Source organism: Parabacteroides sp. HGS0025, from assembly GCF_000969845.1.
In the GTDB taxonomy this organism is placed as follows: Bacteria; Bacteroidota; Bacteroidia; order Bacteroidales; family Tannerellaceae; genus Parabacteroides; species Parabacteroides gordonii.
The window spans coordinates 39,529-53,621 of sequence record NZ_KQ033908.1 but is presented as its reverse complement, the minus strand read 5'-3'; the positions used below and the strand labels follow the sequence as shown (position 1 = coordinate 53,621).

Annotated in this window: 19 protein-coding genes and 2 tRNA genes; 13 read left to right on the top strand and 8 right to left on the bottom strand. The window is 40.1% G+C overall.

Translation table 11 applies throughout. The features are described 5' to 3' along the window. Window positions 1–98: 98 nt before the first annotated feature. From HMPREF1212_RS25960 to HMPREF1212_RS25915, 11 genes are all read left to right on the top strand, one after another. A complete protein-coding gene (locus HMPREF1212_RS25960) occupies window positions 99–1,280 on the top strand; it encodes an outer membrane beta-barrel family protein (RefSeq protein ID WP_046151715.1) in 1,182 nt (393 codons plus the stop codon). A 160-nt stretch (window positions 1,281–1,440) separates the two neighbouring features. Continuing rightward, complete coding sequence (locus tag HMPREF1212_RS25955) at window positions 1,441–1,662, top strand: DUF6132 family protein (RefSeq protein WP_046151630.1); 222 nt, start codon at window positions 1,441–1,443, stop codon at window positions 1,660–1,662. Further along, window positions 1,643–1,879, top strand: coding sequence for a hypothetical protein (locus HMPREF1212_RS25950; RefSeq protein WP_046151631.1), 237 nt, complete (start codon window positions 1,643–1,645; stop codon window positions 1,877–1,879). Before HMPREF1212_RS25955 ends, HMPREF1212_RS25950 begins: the two co-directional genes overlap by 20 nt. Before the next feature lie 26 nt (window positions 1,880–1,905). Further along, window positions 1,906–2,340, top strand: a complete 435-nt coding sequence (trxA, locus tag HMPREF1212_RS25945; protein ID WP_369800865.1) for a thioredoxin — start codon at window positions 1,906–1,908, stop codon at window positions 2,338–2,340. Between the two features lie 7 nt (window positions 2,341–2,347). Continuing rightward, on the top strand, window positions 2,348–2,530 hold the full coding sequence (locus HMPREF1212_RS26840; protein WP_082099993.1) for a DUF362 domain-containing protein: 183 nt from the start codon (window positions 2,348–2,350) through the stop codon (window positions 2,528–2,530). 7 nt (window positions 2,531–2,537) lie between these two features. Continuing rightward, window positions 2,538–2,891, top strand: a complete 354-nt coding sequence (locus HMPREF1212_RS25940; protein WP_046151633.1) for a MarR family winged helix-turn-helix transcriptional regulator — start codon at window positions 2,538–2,540, stop codon at window positions 2,889–2,891. Between the two features lie 259 nt (window positions 2,892–3,150). Further along, window positions 3,151–5,550, top strand: coding sequence for a DsrE/DsrF/DrsH-like family protein (locus tag HMPREF1212_RS25935; protein WP_232430226.1), 2,400 nt, complete (start codon window positions 3,151–3,153; stop codon window positions 5,548–5,550). A 153-nt stretch (window positions 5,551–5,703) separates the two neighbouring features. Then, window positions 5,704–6,246 (top strand): RNA polymerase sigma factor, encoded by a 543-nt coding sequence (locus tag HMPREF1212_RS25930; protein ID WP_046151634.1) that lies wholly within the window; start codon window positions 5,704–5,706, stop codon window positions 6,244–6,246. A 22-nt stretch (window positions 6,247–6,268) separates the two neighbouring features. Continuing rightward, on the top strand, window positions 6,269–6,568 hold the full coding sequence (locus tag HMPREF1212_RS25925) for a hypothetical protein (RefSeq protein WP_046151635.1): 300 nt from the start codon (window positions 6,269–6,271) through the stop codon (window positions 6,566–6,568). Beyond that, on the top strand, window positions 6,555–7,088 hold the full coding sequence (locus HMPREF1212_RS25920; RefSeq protein ID WP_046151636.1) for a periplasmic heavy metal sensor: 534 nt from the start codon (window positions 6,555–6,557) through the stop codon (window positions 7,086–7,088). The genes HMPREF1212_RS25925 and HMPREF1212_RS25920 overlap by 14 nt, the downstream gene beginning before the upstream one ends. Window positions 7,089–7,117: 29 nt before the next feature. Next, window positions 7,118–7,525 (top strand): DUF6520 family protein, encoded by a 408-nt coding sequence (locus HMPREF1212_RS25915; protein ID WP_046151714.1) that lies wholly within the window; start codon window positions 7,118–7,120, stop codon window positions 7,523–7,525. Window positions 7,526–7,599: 74 nt separating this feature from the next. Here the strand turns inward: HMPREF1212_RS25915 and HMPREF1212_RS25910 are convergent, their stop codons facing one another. The 4 genes from HMPREF1212_RS25910 to HMPREF1212_RS25895 form a co-directional block, all read right to left on the bottom strand. Further along, a complete protein-coding gene (locus HMPREF1212_RS25910) occupies window positions 7,600–8,463 on the bottom strand; it encodes an MBL fold metallo-hydrolase (protein WP_198293311.1) in 864 nt (287 codons plus the stop codon). Further along, on the bottom strand, window positions 8,418–8,993 hold the full coding sequence (locus HMPREF1212_RS25905; RefSeq protein WP_082099994.1) for a DUF134 domain-containing protein: 576 nt from the start codon (window positions 8,991–8,993) through the stop codon (window positions 8,418–8,420). The genes HMPREF1212_RS25910 and HMPREF1212_RS25905 overlap by 46 nt, the downstream gene beginning before the upstream one ends. 338 nt (window positions 8,994–9,331) lie before the next feature. Further along, complete coding sequence (locus HMPREF1212_RS25900) at window positions 9,332–10,411, bottom strand: site-specific integrase (RefSeq protein WP_046151722.1); 1,080 nt, start codon at window positions 10,409–10,411, stop codon at window positions 9,332–9,334. 250 nt (window positions 10,412–10,661) lie between these two features. Then, window positions 10,662–10,734: transfer RNA gene (locus HMPREF1212_RS25895), tRNA-Phe, on the bottom strand. 186 nt (window positions 10,735–10,920) lie between these two features. On the opposite strand from HMPREF1212_RS25895, the gene HMPREF1212_RS25890 reads away from it, so the two are divergent. Together HMPREF1212_RS25890 and HMPREF1212_RS25885 are read left to right on the top strand one after the other, a co-directional pair. Further along, a tRNA-Pro gene (locus HMPREF1212_RS25890) sits at window positions 10,921–10,993 on the top strand. A 123-nt stretch (window positions 10,994–11,116) separates the two neighbouring features. After that, on the top strand, window positions 11,117–12,292 hold the full coding sequence (locus HMPREF1212_RS25885) for a tyrosine-type recombinase/integrase (RefSeq protein WP_046151713.1): 1,176 nt from the start codon (window positions 11,117–11,119) through the stop codon (window positions 12,290–12,292). A gap of 66 nt (window positions 12,293–12,358) precedes the next feature. On the opposite strand, the gene HMPREF1212_RS25880 is transcribed toward HMPREF1212_RS25885, so the two are convergent. The 4 genes from HMPREF1212_RS25880 to HMPREF1212_RS25865 are packed head-to-tail and all read right to left on the bottom strand — an operon-like array spanning window position 12,359 to window position 14,085. Beyond that, window positions 12,359–12,553, bottom strand: a complete 195-nt coding sequence (locus HMPREF1212_RS25880) for a glycine-rich domain-containing protein (RefSeq protein WP_157317162.1) — start codon at window positions 12,551–12,553, stop codon at window positions 12,359–12,361. A gap of 14 nt (window positions 12,554–12,567) precedes the next feature. After that, a complete protein-coding gene (locus HMPREF1212_RS25875) occupies window positions 12,568–12,762 on the bottom strand; it encodes a hypothetical protein (RefSeq protein ID WP_046151711.1) in 195 nt (64 codons plus the stop codon). A gap of 11 nt (window positions 12,763–12,773) precedes the next feature. Beyond that, window positions 12,774–13,415 (bottom strand): LamG domain-containing protein, encoded by a 642-nt coding sequence (locus HMPREF1212_RS25870; RefSeq protein ID WP_082099996.1) that lies wholly within the window; start codon window positions 13,413–13,415, stop codon window positions 12,774–12,776. Further along, window positions 13,402–14,085 (bottom strand): hypothetical protein, encoded by a 684-nt coding sequence (locus HMPREF1212_RS25865; protein ID WP_046151709.1) that lies wholly within the window; start codon window positions 14,083–14,085, stop codon window positions 13,402–13,404. The genes HMPREF1212_RS25870 and HMPREF1212_RS25865 overlap by 14 nt, the downstream gene beginning before the upstream one ends. Window positions 14,086–14,093 lie beyond the last annotated feature (8 nt).

Genomic DNA, 14,093 nt, shown 5'->3' with positions numbered 1-14,093 from the left:
ATATCTTTGAAAAAGGCAAACACGAGCTCTCTTTCGATGCATCTTACTCCAGAAATCGCGGACGCCGCCCTGCCTAATATTATATCGAAGATATTTTATTGCAGAAATCTACCGGAGGTGGCGATCCTACCAATATGGCAGTACAGGCCGACTATCTGAAATCGGTATCAAAAACAGGGAAAATTGAGTTTGGACTGAAAGGGCTCTCTAAATACAATAATTTTGATTATAAATTCTATGATCTGAATACGGGAACGGATGAATGGATATTAGACCCCGCATTTAGTAACGATCTGAAATATCAGGAGTATATATACTCTTCCTATCTTATGTATTCGGACAAACTGTCAAAGAAGCTGGAGTATAAAATTGGTGCAAGGTTGGAGTATAACACATCGGAACTTACTCAGGCATCATCAAATGAACGCATATACCATGAATACTGGTTCCCTTTTCCGTTCGCTCAACTCAAATATACGTTAGATGATTCTCAAAATATCGCATTGAGCATAAATCGCCGCATAACACGTCCGACATACCCACAGATCAATCCATTTATCAGTGTAGTCGATCAAACAACTTATGAAACAGGAAACAAGCACCTTGTTCCCGAAATACAAGACAAGGTGGAGCTGAATTATTCACTGATTAAAAACAGCTTCCAACTTCGTACAAATTTGTTTGCAAGTATATCAAAAGATTATATAACACAGGTTTCCATGCTATCGGATGCTGACAAGTTGATGCTGACATACGTCAACGGTAGCCGTCAGAATAAAATTGGCGCAGATTTGGACATTACATACAAATTCAATAAATATATATCTGTAAATCCTGCATTCTCTGTGTTTCATACACGCTCGACAGGACAATACAACGAGATTGATTTAAGTACAGACGACTTTGCATGGACTGGTAGTTTGAAAACTACAATAAAGCCCGAAAAGAGAACGGAAGTACAGATTTTCCTGAATTACAATTCTCCGTTATCACTACCACAATTTCGTTTAGGGGAAATATACTACGCCGACATTTCCGTAAGACGCTCGTTTCTTGACAATAAACTTTCAGTCAGTCTGACAATGACCGATGTTTTTAATACTCGCAAATGGAATATAGAATCGGACAATGCGGTTTATAAGTTGGATAACTACAGTAAAAACCAAACTCGTATGGTATGGCTGGGGCTAACATTCAATTTCAATTCTTATAAGGCAAACAAACCGCAGAAAAGCGGAGATGGAGAAATTGACAATCGCATAATTAAATTAGGAGATTAATAAGCAGATTATCAATACAGAAACAGTGCCGAAATATTTATTATTCAGCACTGTTTTCTGTTTTCTGAATGTTATTTTCTATTGGATATTTCTTCCATTGGAAAATAATACATATCTTTGTGCGTTATAAATTCACAAAATAGAGAAAATAGAGTTTAATATGGATAAAATCATTGTTTTAATCAAGCGAAACTGGCTCACCTTGCTTGGGGTTGTGGTCGGAATAATAGGCGGATTTTTGTATTGGAGATTTGTTGGATGCAGCAGCGGTAGCTGCCCGATTACATCCTCTCCGACAATGAGTGCGTTGTGGGGCGCAATGATGGGCGGTTTAGTATTCAGTTCATTTAAAAAAGAGAAAAATGAGAAAATATCTAAATAATTGGGATGCCGTGCGTATCATTCGCCTGCTGGCAGGCGTAGGCTTTGGAATATATGCCGTAGTGTCAAAAGAGTACTTGTTTTTGATGTTGGCGGGAATGTTTCTTTTACAAAGTATATTCAATGTCTCGTGCTGCGGAGCGGGCGGGTGCTCAACCGAACCAAAGAAAACGAAAACACAGGTATATAAAGATCAGATAGAGCAATATAAAGGATGAAAAAGATAGGAATACTTTTACTGCTTATGGCAGGAGTGATCTCTTGTGGCAGACAACCGAAACAGACAAACAGCATTAATCAAAAACAAGAAAATAATATGAAAACGATTCAATTAACGAAAGTAGATTTTTTAACAAAAGTAGCTAACTATGAAGCAAATCCGCAGGAGTGGAAGTATTTGGGTGACAAGCCGGCAATAATTGACTTCTATGCGTCATGGTGCGGCCCATGCAAGACTATTGCACCTGTTTTAGAAGAACTTGCCGCTGAATATGGCGATCAAATATATATCTATAAAATAGATACTGAAGCAGAACAAGAGTTGGCAGCAGCATTTGGCATTCGTTCGATTCCTTCTATTCTGTTCGTTCCGATGGATGGTGCTCCGCAAATGGCACAAGGAGCCATGCCTAAGGCTTCATTCAAGGAGGCGATAGACAAAGTCTTACTCAATAAATAAACGAAAAATGGCTTTAACAGTAGATAAAAACAGATGTCCTCAGAACCATAAATGCCCTATGTTGAGAGTATGTCCGGTAGATGCAATTACTCAGGATGGCTACGGATTGCCAAGAATCGACCCGGAAAAATGTATCGAATGCGGTAAATGCACTAAGTATTGTCCTATGGGCGCAGTAAAGAAAAACTAATCGAATTATGGAAGCATTATGTAGAATTAGAGATATATTTCGTTCTATCAACGATTTTGAAATTCATTTCCAGTCAAAATACAGCATAGGGCTTAATGAAGGTATGTTATTGTGTACTATTTCTAAATTTGAGAAATGTTCTTCGGGAGAAATAGCGGAAATTCTCGGGCTTTCATCATCGAACTCTTCAAAAGTAATTGCCTCGGTAGAAAAGAAGGGTTTCATCAAGCGCAAGATCGGTAAGGATGATAAACGCAAAATGTACTTTACTCTTACCGAAAAAGGTATAGAGTGTTTGAAATTTATCAAATGTGATTCTGATGATGTCTTGAGAATTATAGATAAGATTAGAGAAATTTAAAAATGACAACTACAATGCTGTCGCTAAATCCGGAGCAAAGTCTTATGTAAGTTGCGCAATCGGACGAATGAGTAAATAAACTTATGGTAAATATCAAAAAGCTACGAATATTTGTAGCTTTTTTGTTTACACCTCTATAAAAAGGTAATAAATAATTATATTTGCCATCACAATTATCAACATATGTTCAAAACTGATTAAATTAATGAAACACATCATCATTGGCGGAGTAGCAGGCTGAGCTACTGCCGCAGCACGTATCCGTCGAGCTGATGAATCGGCAGAGATCATTCTTCTCGAAAAAGGCAAATATATATCATATGCAAACTGCGGATTGCCGTATTACATTGGCGGAACTATTGCAGAACGCGAAAAATTGTTCCTGCAAACACCCCAATCGTTTGGTGGTCGATTCAATGTTGATGTTCGTATTGAAAACGAGGTTATTGGAATTGACTCAACTGCAAAATCTGTTAAAATTCGCAAAGCTGACGGTACGGAATACTCTGAAAATTACGACAAACTTTTATTGTCGCCCGGAGCGAATCCCGTTTGTCCGCCATTGGGAGGAATTGACTTGGATGGTATTTTTACGCTGCGCGATGTCAATGACACGGATAAAATCAAGAATTACATTACGACACACGAGGTAAAGCAAGCAGTCGTAGTCGGGGCGGGTTTCATCGGACTGGAAATGGCCGAAAATCTCCAACATGCCGGAGCTGCTGTCTCTATTGTCGAGATGGGCAATCAGGTGATGGCTCCCATTGATTTTTCGATGGCTGCGCAAGTTCATCAACACTTACTGCAAAAAGGAGTTGCACTGTATCTTGAACAGAGCGTAGAGCGATTTTCAAAAAATGGGAACCGATTAGATGTTCATTTCAAAAGCGGTGAAACAATCCCTGCCGATATTGTAATCCTATCAATAGGCGTGCGTCCTGAAACAACACTTGCGAAAGCCGCCGGACTTAAAATAGGCGAAACAGGCGGAATATGGGTGGATGAATATTTCGAAACCTCTGCAAAGGATATATATGCTGTGGGCGATGCCGTTGAATTTCCGCATCCGTTGACAGGCAAACCGTGGCTTAACTATCTGGCAAATCCTGCCAACCGTCAGGGGCGTATTGTTGCCGACAATATGGTTTCAGGTAACATCACGAAATATGAAGGTGCGATTGGTACTTGCATCGCTAAGGTTTTCGATATGACCGTTGCTGCGACAGGACTTGCTGCCAAACGCCTCAAACAAATGGAAATTCCTTACCGCAGTTCGTGGACACATTCGGGTTCGCACGCAGGATATTATCCCGATGCGTTGCCATTAAGCTTGAAGATTACGTTCGACCTGCAGACTGGGAAACTTCTGGGCGGACAATGTGTCGGTTATGACGGTGTGGATAAACGTATTGACCAAATCGCACTGCTTATCAAAAATGGCGGAACAATTTACGATCTTATTAAAGTAGAACACGCCTATGCACCGCCATTCTCATCGGCAAAAGATCCGATTGCAATTGCGGGATATGTTGCAAGTAACATAATCAGTGGCGTAATGCCTGCTATGACATGGCGAGAGATGCAAAACGCTAACCGTGATGAAGTTGTGATTCTTGATGTCCGCACAAAAGATGAATGTGCTATGGGAATGATCCCTGGAGCTGTGAATATTCCGGTGGATGAGTTGCGTGGCAGACTCAGTAAAATCCCGACCGATAAACCGATACTTATCTATTGTGCGATCGGATTGCGCGGATACCTTACTACGAAAATTCTCGTGGCGAACGGCTATACGAATGTAAAAAATCTATCGGGCGGTTACAAGACCTACTCTACGGCGGTGGCTCCGGTTAAACGCACCGAGCCTACGGTCGTAGCACCGGCTTGTAAAACAGATAATATCGACCAGCAAATTGCGAAAATGGAGATTAAAACAGTTAAAATAGATGCCTGCGGATTGGCTTGTCCCGGCCCTGTGATGAAGATTAAACAAGCTATCGACTCTATTGGCGAAGGAGAACGTATCGAAATGGTTGCCACCGATGTCGGTTTTGCCCGTGATGCTCAGGCATGGTGCAATACTACGGGGAATCAACTCATATCCAATACGGAAGAGAAGGGCAAATTCACGGTCGTGATCGAAAAAGGCTCGTCTAAAGCCTGCAAAACTATCACTTCGTGCGATGGAAAAGGCAAAACATTGATAATGTTCAGCGATGACCTTGATAAAGCATTGGCTACTTTTGTACTTGCCAACGGCGCCGTCGCGACTGGGCAAAAAGTAACGATCTTCTTTACCTTCTGGGGGTTGAACGTCATCAAAAAAGTGAAGAAACCCAAAGTTGAAAAAGATATTTTCGGAAAAATGTTCGGCATGATGCTGCCGTCGAGTTCGCTGAAACTGAAGCTCTCGAAGATGCACATGATGGGAATAGGCAGCCGCATGATGCGCTCGATTATGAAGCGTCACGGCATTGACTCACTGGAGTCACTTCGTGATCAGGCGATTGCCAACGGCGTGGAATTTATCGCCTGCCAGATGTCAATGGATGTGATGGGCGTAAAACGTGAAGAGCTGCTCGATCATGCAACCATAGGCGGCGTAGCAACTTACATGGAACGCGCCGATGATGCCAATGTAAACCTGTTTATATAATTGGATAACAATATTATATCGCAAGCCTCCCTATCGAATCGGGGGGCTTTTTTTGTTGATTAACCCTCTTGTATGTGAACATTTGTTCAATATAATGATTATTTTTGCAACCAAGCAATAAGATTTTCATCAAAATTGTGATCTAACTTCTATATGGAAAAAAAGACGGAAAACAGAATCAATATTACCGAAGTGGTGGAGAAATACCATCCTATGGTTTTCCGTATAGCTGTTGGATTTGTCCATATCCGTGAAGATGCCGAAGATATTACACAGGAGGTTTTTATTAAGATTTATCAAAACCAAGATAAATTTCGCGGAGAATCGGAAATATCGACGTGGCTATACCGCATCACGGTTAATACTTCTCTCAATTTTATTGCTCAAAAGAAACGCAGGAGCTTTTTACAGTTTGGTGATGAATTATTGAAAAACTTATTCGGCAAAGCCGATGAACGTAAAAATCCGCAGCAGGAACTTGAAGAGGCGGAGGAAAAAGCAGAAATACGAAAAGTGATAGATTCACTTCCCGAAAAGCAACGTATTGCGTTTGTTTTGACAAGATATGATGAGCTTCCACAAAAAGAAGTTGCCGAAATCATGCAGATTTCTCAACGCGCGGTAGAACAGCTATTATTGAGGGCAAAAGCGAATCTCAACAAAAAACTCTCATCAGCCATAAGAAACCGTAAATAAGATTTGTCTAAAAAATAGAAATATGAAAATGGAAAAGATCGACAAATACATTGAAGACGAAAAAGCGATAACACCATCGCCATTTCTGGAGAGCAGAATTTTAGCCCGTATCGAAAATCTTGAAAGGGAACAAATTCCAATGCCGAAAAGGGCAAGATTATGGCCGAGTGTTGCTGTTGTTGCGGGCATTGCAATTATCGCTTTTACTGGTATTAAAATCGGCAGTACATACAAGAATCCTTCGCCCAATTATGCAGGACTTATTGTAAACGACAATTATATAGAACAACTATCAATATATACGGCAGATGATAACGAATAAAACTAAAATACTTTGGATCGTAATTACTTTTCTTGCCGTGCTGAATATAGCTACAATAGCTACGATTATATACAATAACAGGCAAGTAAAAACGGAGGATGAAAATATTGTTTTTGAGCCTGACACTCAACCCCTAAATGGTATGTATTTCAAACAGACATTGGGTTTTGACAATCATCAAATGGAGGTGTTCAGACAAAGTAGCCGAGCATTTCGGCAAAATGCAAATCAAATCATCGGTTCAATAAACCGATCTAAAGAAGAGCTTTTTATTGAACTTCAGGCGGAACAACCGGATACGGTAAGATTGAAGGAAATATCTAAAGAGATAGGTGTGTTACATGCAGAATTAAAGGATGCAACAGTAAATTTTTATCTGGAATTAAATTCGGTATGCAATCCTGAACAAAAGAATAAACTAAAAACTGTATTTGTGCCTCTTTTCAGAGAAACTCCATTGCAAGGAGGGCATGGAGGTAATAACGGGCGAGGTCATGGTCGCAGAAACAGAAATTTTTAAACCAGTATAAACATTAATAAATTTTAGTCATGAAAAAGAAACTGATTTTATCATTATTTGCATTAATTGCAACAATTGGTATTGCTTCGGCACAGAATACTCAAACAAAAAGTCAAACGCAAACTACACAAACACGCCGGACTTGTTTTGTTGATGCCAACAATAACGGGGTGTGCTATAGTTATGAGAATGGAACTTGCAAGGTAGGTAATGGGAAAGGTCTGCAAGACGGAAGCGGTAGAGGACAGGGATTACGCAACGGAAGTGGACGAAGAGGCGGTGGGAATCAAGCCATAGGACAAGGTAGAGGACGTGGTGGAAACGCAGGGCAAGGATTACGTAATGGCAGTGGTCGTGGTAACGGAGGACGCGCAGCCAATTTCGTCGATGCGAATAACAATGGTATCTGCGATCGCAGGGAAACAACCACGAAATAATTGATAACTATTTTTGCGATTTTTAAACTATCGAAAAATATTCCCAAAGGGCACTACAGAATGAAGTGCCTTTTTTATATTTCTATTATAAATCCGCTGTAAAAAGAGATAAATTTCTCGCCGAGTGTTTCCGATAAGATTTTTTGAGCATTTATTCCTGTGCAATGACCGGTAATAAGTTTCATTTGTGGATATAATGACTTGATTTTATATGCTATTTCAGTAAGCTGCTCGTCTGTTTCATATTTATTTTCTGCATCGGAGTCAATCAAGTGTGTTCCTCCGATATATGCGTACAAATCCTGACATTGGCAAGCCGAAAGCGTGTTCAGTATGCCCAAATGCGTACATGCCGAAAGAACTATGTCTCCTTGAGGCGTATCGATACATAATGCCATTTCATGCAGGAAATCGTCCGGCAAATCGTTTACAAGCAATGTCCGGTTCGCTTTCGGCGTGCCGAATAATACAGGAATATTACAGTGCAACATTACACTCTCAGATAGTCGTATATCTGTATCGACCAAGACAAACCGTTCGGGATTATTTTCTACAATGGAATAATCCGGTGAAATATCTCGTTTCGACCCTCTGCGTGTGGAATAATAATAATTTCCTGCAATGTGAGATGAGATAAATATTTTTGCTTTACTGTTCTGTTTGATGAAATTTGCCAATCCGCCTGTATGATCTCGGTGGGCATGAGATAACACCAAACAATCAATATCTGCAATGCTTATACCTAATCTCGCGGCATTGTCTTCAAACTTACCGGAGGCACCAACATCCATTAACCATTTGCGATTATCGACCTCAAAATAGATACTTAATCCATGTTCTGTTTGTAAATCCGTATGAGGATTAGGTGTATTGTCTATGAGAATAACCACCCTCATTTCTTCCCCTGACTTTTCAGGTATAGCTGATGGTGATAACACCCTTTACGCATCATTTTTGAACCGCATTTCGGACATTGATGCTCTTTACATGGCTTCCCTTTCTCGTGCGGGATTTCTGTATCGCATTGAACGCAAATACATATACCGCCCTCACAATCCATATCTTTGCAACAACGGGTTAAACTATGAAGTTTTTTTGAATGACAATGATTGCAGGTATCTGTTTCTTCTTTGGAAACAATTACCTGACTGCAATCTTCACAACGATACCAGTGATCGTCCGAATGAAAATCACCTCCCTTTATAATAATCGCTTTCCCTTCCACGAATGCCTGAGCAATAGTTTTACGAGCTTTCTCGTATATGCGCGTAAAAGTAGGGCGAGAAACATTCATTCTCTCGGCTGCCTGCTCTTGTGTTAAGCCTTCGTAATCTGTCAGCTTAATTGATTCATATTCTTCAAAGAGAAGTTCAATCGGCTCTACATCCGTAATCGGCACACCGAAAGGTCTGAACCCTTCGACCACAGGCGGAGTCGCCATCATTCTTCTTCTTTTTGGTCTGGGCATATTTACGCTTATTAGTTTTACATCACAAATATAGTTAAAGCCGAATGCAAACAAATGGGATTTGAATTGCTGAGGCACATCCTATATTATGCAAATATACAACTATTAATGAACAAATGTTTATAAAGCGGAATGGAATTTCAAATACTATGTTTGCTATCGAAAATGTAATCAAGGAAAAGATTGTATTTGAAAATGTAGGTAATACGGAGATATTTTAGTAACTTTACACCAAGTTAAGTCGCTCTTTATTTGATGCAAGAATTAAGCAGACCAACGAAGTCCGCTCGTTTCTAAATCGTTACCTGTCGCGAAAATTCTTCTTGCAACTTGCTTATTCATAGCGCAAAAGACAAAATTCTATGTCTTGCAAGGTGCGTGGTCAGGTTCTTTTTGATACCGCACAGGTCGGCAATCTCTTTCAGGTAGCTGTTCATCTTCTGATTGCAGGGAACGGGCAACAAAGTTCCTTTATCCATGCAGTAGGGGTTATCCTTATACTTTTTAAGTATCTGTTTGGGAATGCTCAAAAGCGGGATGTTACAGAGGTTGTTTGTCTTTTCACGGGGTTTCACTATCCACAGGTTGCCGTTGCTGTCCTCTGAAACGTGTTCGGGGCGCAAGTTATACACGTCTATGAATGCCAGCCCGGTATATACGCAGAAGATAAAAACATCCCGTACCAGTTCCAGCCGTTCAATCCTGAACTCTTTCTGCCATATCCGGTTTATCTCGGCTTGGCTTAGGAACTGTTTGTTCACCTCCACCTCGTGAAACTTGATTCCTGCAAACGGGTTCTTTGTCAGCCACTCGTTGGCAATGGCAAGGTTTATCACTTTCTTGAAACATTTCATGTACCGGATAACGGTATTCTGTGCGCAATGCTTTTCTGTCTTTAGGTATAAATCGAATTTACGCACCAATTCCCCGTTTACCTCACGCAACAGTATATCATCTACCTTGTAATTCCGTTTAACCAGTTCCATGAGGTATTTAAGGCAATTGTCGTAACGTCTTACGGTGATGTCGGCATAGTCCGTCCCGATTAGCTTTCGGCAGTTGTCATTATGTTCCTTGAATACATTATACAATGTCTTGAAAGTTTCGTCCTTTCCCTGATAGCGGTTCACTATGGCACGTGCGGAGATAATCTTTCCCTCCAGTTCCAAGTCTTGGTAAATCTGATAGAATTTCACACGCAGGGCGTCAATGTAATGGTTAAGTTCGACTGAATTTCGGTCTTTGCCTGTCGATTTCTCTTTTTCCTGCGACCAAAGTGGGACTTTGATACTCCGCTTTAGTTGAAGTTCCACGTATAGGCGGTCATAAGTGACACGCACACGCACGGGTGCTTCCCCGTTTTTTAACAGTTTGCTACGCTTGATGAAGAACAACACGCTGAATCTTTTTCTTTCCATACGGCTCAATTTTTAATGATACAAAGTTAGGAAATCGAACCGAGAACCCTGTTATGTAAAATAGTGCAACGTGCTGTAAAAGAATGAAGTAGATGCTTTGTGGTGGAACATTCCGGGCTTTTAAAACCAGTCCCTTGAATAAGGACGTATGGTTTGCTTCAATCCCACTAATTTTGCCTATTCTTGGAAAAGAAAAATCCCTGAACTTCTTTGAAATTCAGGGATTTACATCGTTTGCCTTCTTGAAAAGTGGTGCCACCAGGAATCGAACCGGGGACACAAGGATTTTCAGTCCTTTGCTCTACCAACTGAGCTATGGCACCATTGTTTTGTTTAACGGGTGCAAAGGTAGGGAAAGTTTTGAATACTCCAAATGTTTTGTGAAGAAAATGTCAATAAATTTTCGAGGAAAGATGTGTGGCAAGTTTTTTTACTGTTTTCTCTAAAAAAAATGCCAGAAATGTTTGCAGGTTCAAAAATAGTTGTACCTTTGCAGCCGTAATCAAAAACGGGATGTAGCACAGTTGGTAGCGCGCCACGTTCGGGACGTGGAGGTCGGAAGTTCGAGTCTTCTCATCCCGACTACTTGATAGGCAAATATCTAATTATTAGATATTTGCCTATACCTTTTTAGATACAGCCGGGAGAGTTCCGGGAGACATTTGAAAACGATTTTGTGCGGATATGAATTCGTCCAAAAAAAAAATGCCCAAATCTCAGAAAAATACAGAATTACAGGATATTATATCCTATACGCTTCCCAAATTGTACACAGGTAAAGAGTGGTATATTGGTTTTTATGCTTTCAATCCGGTGGAGGGTAAAATGAAAATAAAGCGGATCAAACTGAATTATATCACAAAAGTTACTGAACGCAGGAAATATGCAGCTGACTTAATGACGCGTTTGAATGAAAAGTTACGGCGCGGGTGGAATCCTTGGATCGAATCAGAGAACAGTAAAGCCTATGTCTTGTTTGATGAAGCTTGTGAAGCTTATATAAAGTTGGCTACACGATATTTTCAAGATGATATTTTACGTGAAGATTCTTACACCAGTTACATGTCCTATCTTAGAAATCTACGGAAATACAATAAAAGTTTAAAAAATCCAATTACATATATATATCAATTGAACAGGGAGTACCTAAATGAATTCCTTGAGCATATTTATATAGATCGGGATAATTCTCCACAGACACGGGATAATTATCTTATGTGGCTTCGCGTATTTGCAAAGTACCTGGTGAGACAGGGATATCATAAAACTATAGCAACGGAGAGTATTGAAGTGATAGGTAAAAGGAGTAGAAAAAAGAGTAGGACAGTGATTCCTGCTGATAGCTTGGCAAAATTAAAATCATTCGTTGTCGGTCATAACCGTCATTATTTGTTGGCTACATATATATTGTTCTATTGTTTTATACGACCGAAAGAAATGTCATTGATAAAGATCGGAGATATATCGATTAAGAATAGGACCATATTTATATCGGAGGAAAATTCGAAAAATAGGAAAAGCGCAGTGGTAACGATTAACAAAAAGATTATAGAGCTGATGCTTGACTTAGGCGTCTTATCTGCCCCAAACGATTATTATTTGTTTGGATCCGGTTTTATGCCGAGCAAAGAGCAACGTTCGGAAAAACAATTTAGAGATTACTGGAATCGATATGTGCGTAAAGGATTGAAGTTTCCAAAGGAATATAAATTTTACTCATTGAAAGATACAGGTGTAACTACTATGCTTCGATGCAAACTTGATAATATCAGTGTTCGTGATCAGGCTCGACACAGCTCTATACTGATGACTGACATTTATACACCGCATGATATCCAAGAAGCAAATCCTATTATAGAGAAATTTGATACGGATTTTTAAAAAGAAAAAAGTTAAGTGAGCCAATCTGTTTTTCTGATCGGCTCACCTTTTATGCGTTTTGAGCTATTAATTATGGTAATAAAAACAGATAATACCTTGACCACCGTTGCTGCCATAAGCCTTAGAGCCATGCCCACCAGCGCCTCCTCCACCAACGATCAGCATATCAACATATTTATACCCATTTAAAAAGGTATATGATAAGTTTGCCCCTGGACTACTAGTTAATTTAACCAGTAAAGGTTCTTTCTGCTGATTCATAAACCTCCTCCTACTCATCGCTTATCCGGTATTATAATCGTTGTCACACTGTCATTTTTAACTACAATCGTCCCTTCTTCGATCTTCGATGCTGGGAGATAATGAGGAACTGTCGCATACCAGTATCCGGCAAATGCCATTACAGTTGTTACTAGCAGGATCATCAAGTCCTGTTTAATTGATCGCTTTTGTATTGCTATTGTGTTCATATTTATATATTTTAATTATACGGATTTGTCGGAGGTATAAAATTCGTTGTCCATCTAGCAACGTTACTAAATCTAATTTCGTCACGATACGAATTATCATTAATATTACTACTCCATCCTGCACCTATATAATGATACGATCCGGGCGCAGATGTTGGATTAAAAGTATGTGAATACTTTTCAATACCATCCACAAACAACATTAAGGTCTTTGTGTTTTTTGGATAAACCAATGCTACATGTTGCCATTCAGCCAATTTAATGCCCACAGAATCTCCGTTTACAATCCATCCTGATCCATTTGATAAAAAAAATACGAGTTTACTTTGGTTGGAATCTACTTGTAGCCTTATATTCGCTGTGCCTTTGGAATCCCCTCCTAAATAAAGCACTACTTGCCAGTCATTTTTAATACCAGGGTATATCCAGAAGTCAATCGTCCAATCACTGTTTAATATCAAATTTTCCCATTGATTCAACTGATACTTTGCATACCCGACATTAGCATCACCAAACTTTCCTACTACTGCCACCAAACTTTTACTTTGCACAGTAGCAAATCCTTTTGCATCTGTCCCATTTGTATCATCGCAATGAAAAAGACTTACTGTATTTTTATCCTGTTTCAATTCCATCATCCTACGCCTGCTCATATAAATCCAAGTTTAATTCAAATGTAAGAAATAAAGGATAGTTCGCTTTTACGTCGATTTGAGCTATCTCTTCGACGGTTGTAGCGGCATAGACAGCAGCCTCGTTCGAAGCTCGACGGTCGTAGGTGCGTTTCGCATAGATTTCGAGTAATGGGAGTTTTTCCATCGCCCAGGGGATTGGTACGTCGAGAGATTCAGGCGGTGTGCCAGTAGTCCATAGTTTTGTCGTAGTTTCACCGTCTGACAATAGAGCCGGGAGCGTGATCGAGTATAGGGAATTGCGCAGGCCTTTATCAATCCACAACTCCTGATTTGCGACTTCCATTCCACCTTGCATCACTGACACAAAAAACTTGTTGCTAAAAGCGTCTTGCTCTTCGATCTCTGCCAGCTTTGCCCGTCTAACTACCTGTTCCACATCCGGTTCAGGAGTAGGTTCTGGTTCGGGGTCAGGCACCGGCTCCGGAATCTGCATGTTATAGACTTCCTCCGGTGTAGCACCCGGATGATTGTTGTGAAACTGCCCCTGTTCTGCGCTTAATTTAAGCCACGCTACATTGTTATCGATAAAATCCTCCCAGGTATATACTACCACGTTATCTGTAGTATTCAGCTCTTCTTCGATCTCGAGGAAGAAGGGAGCGTTGTTGTTATGTCCTATGTATATCATATATCCTC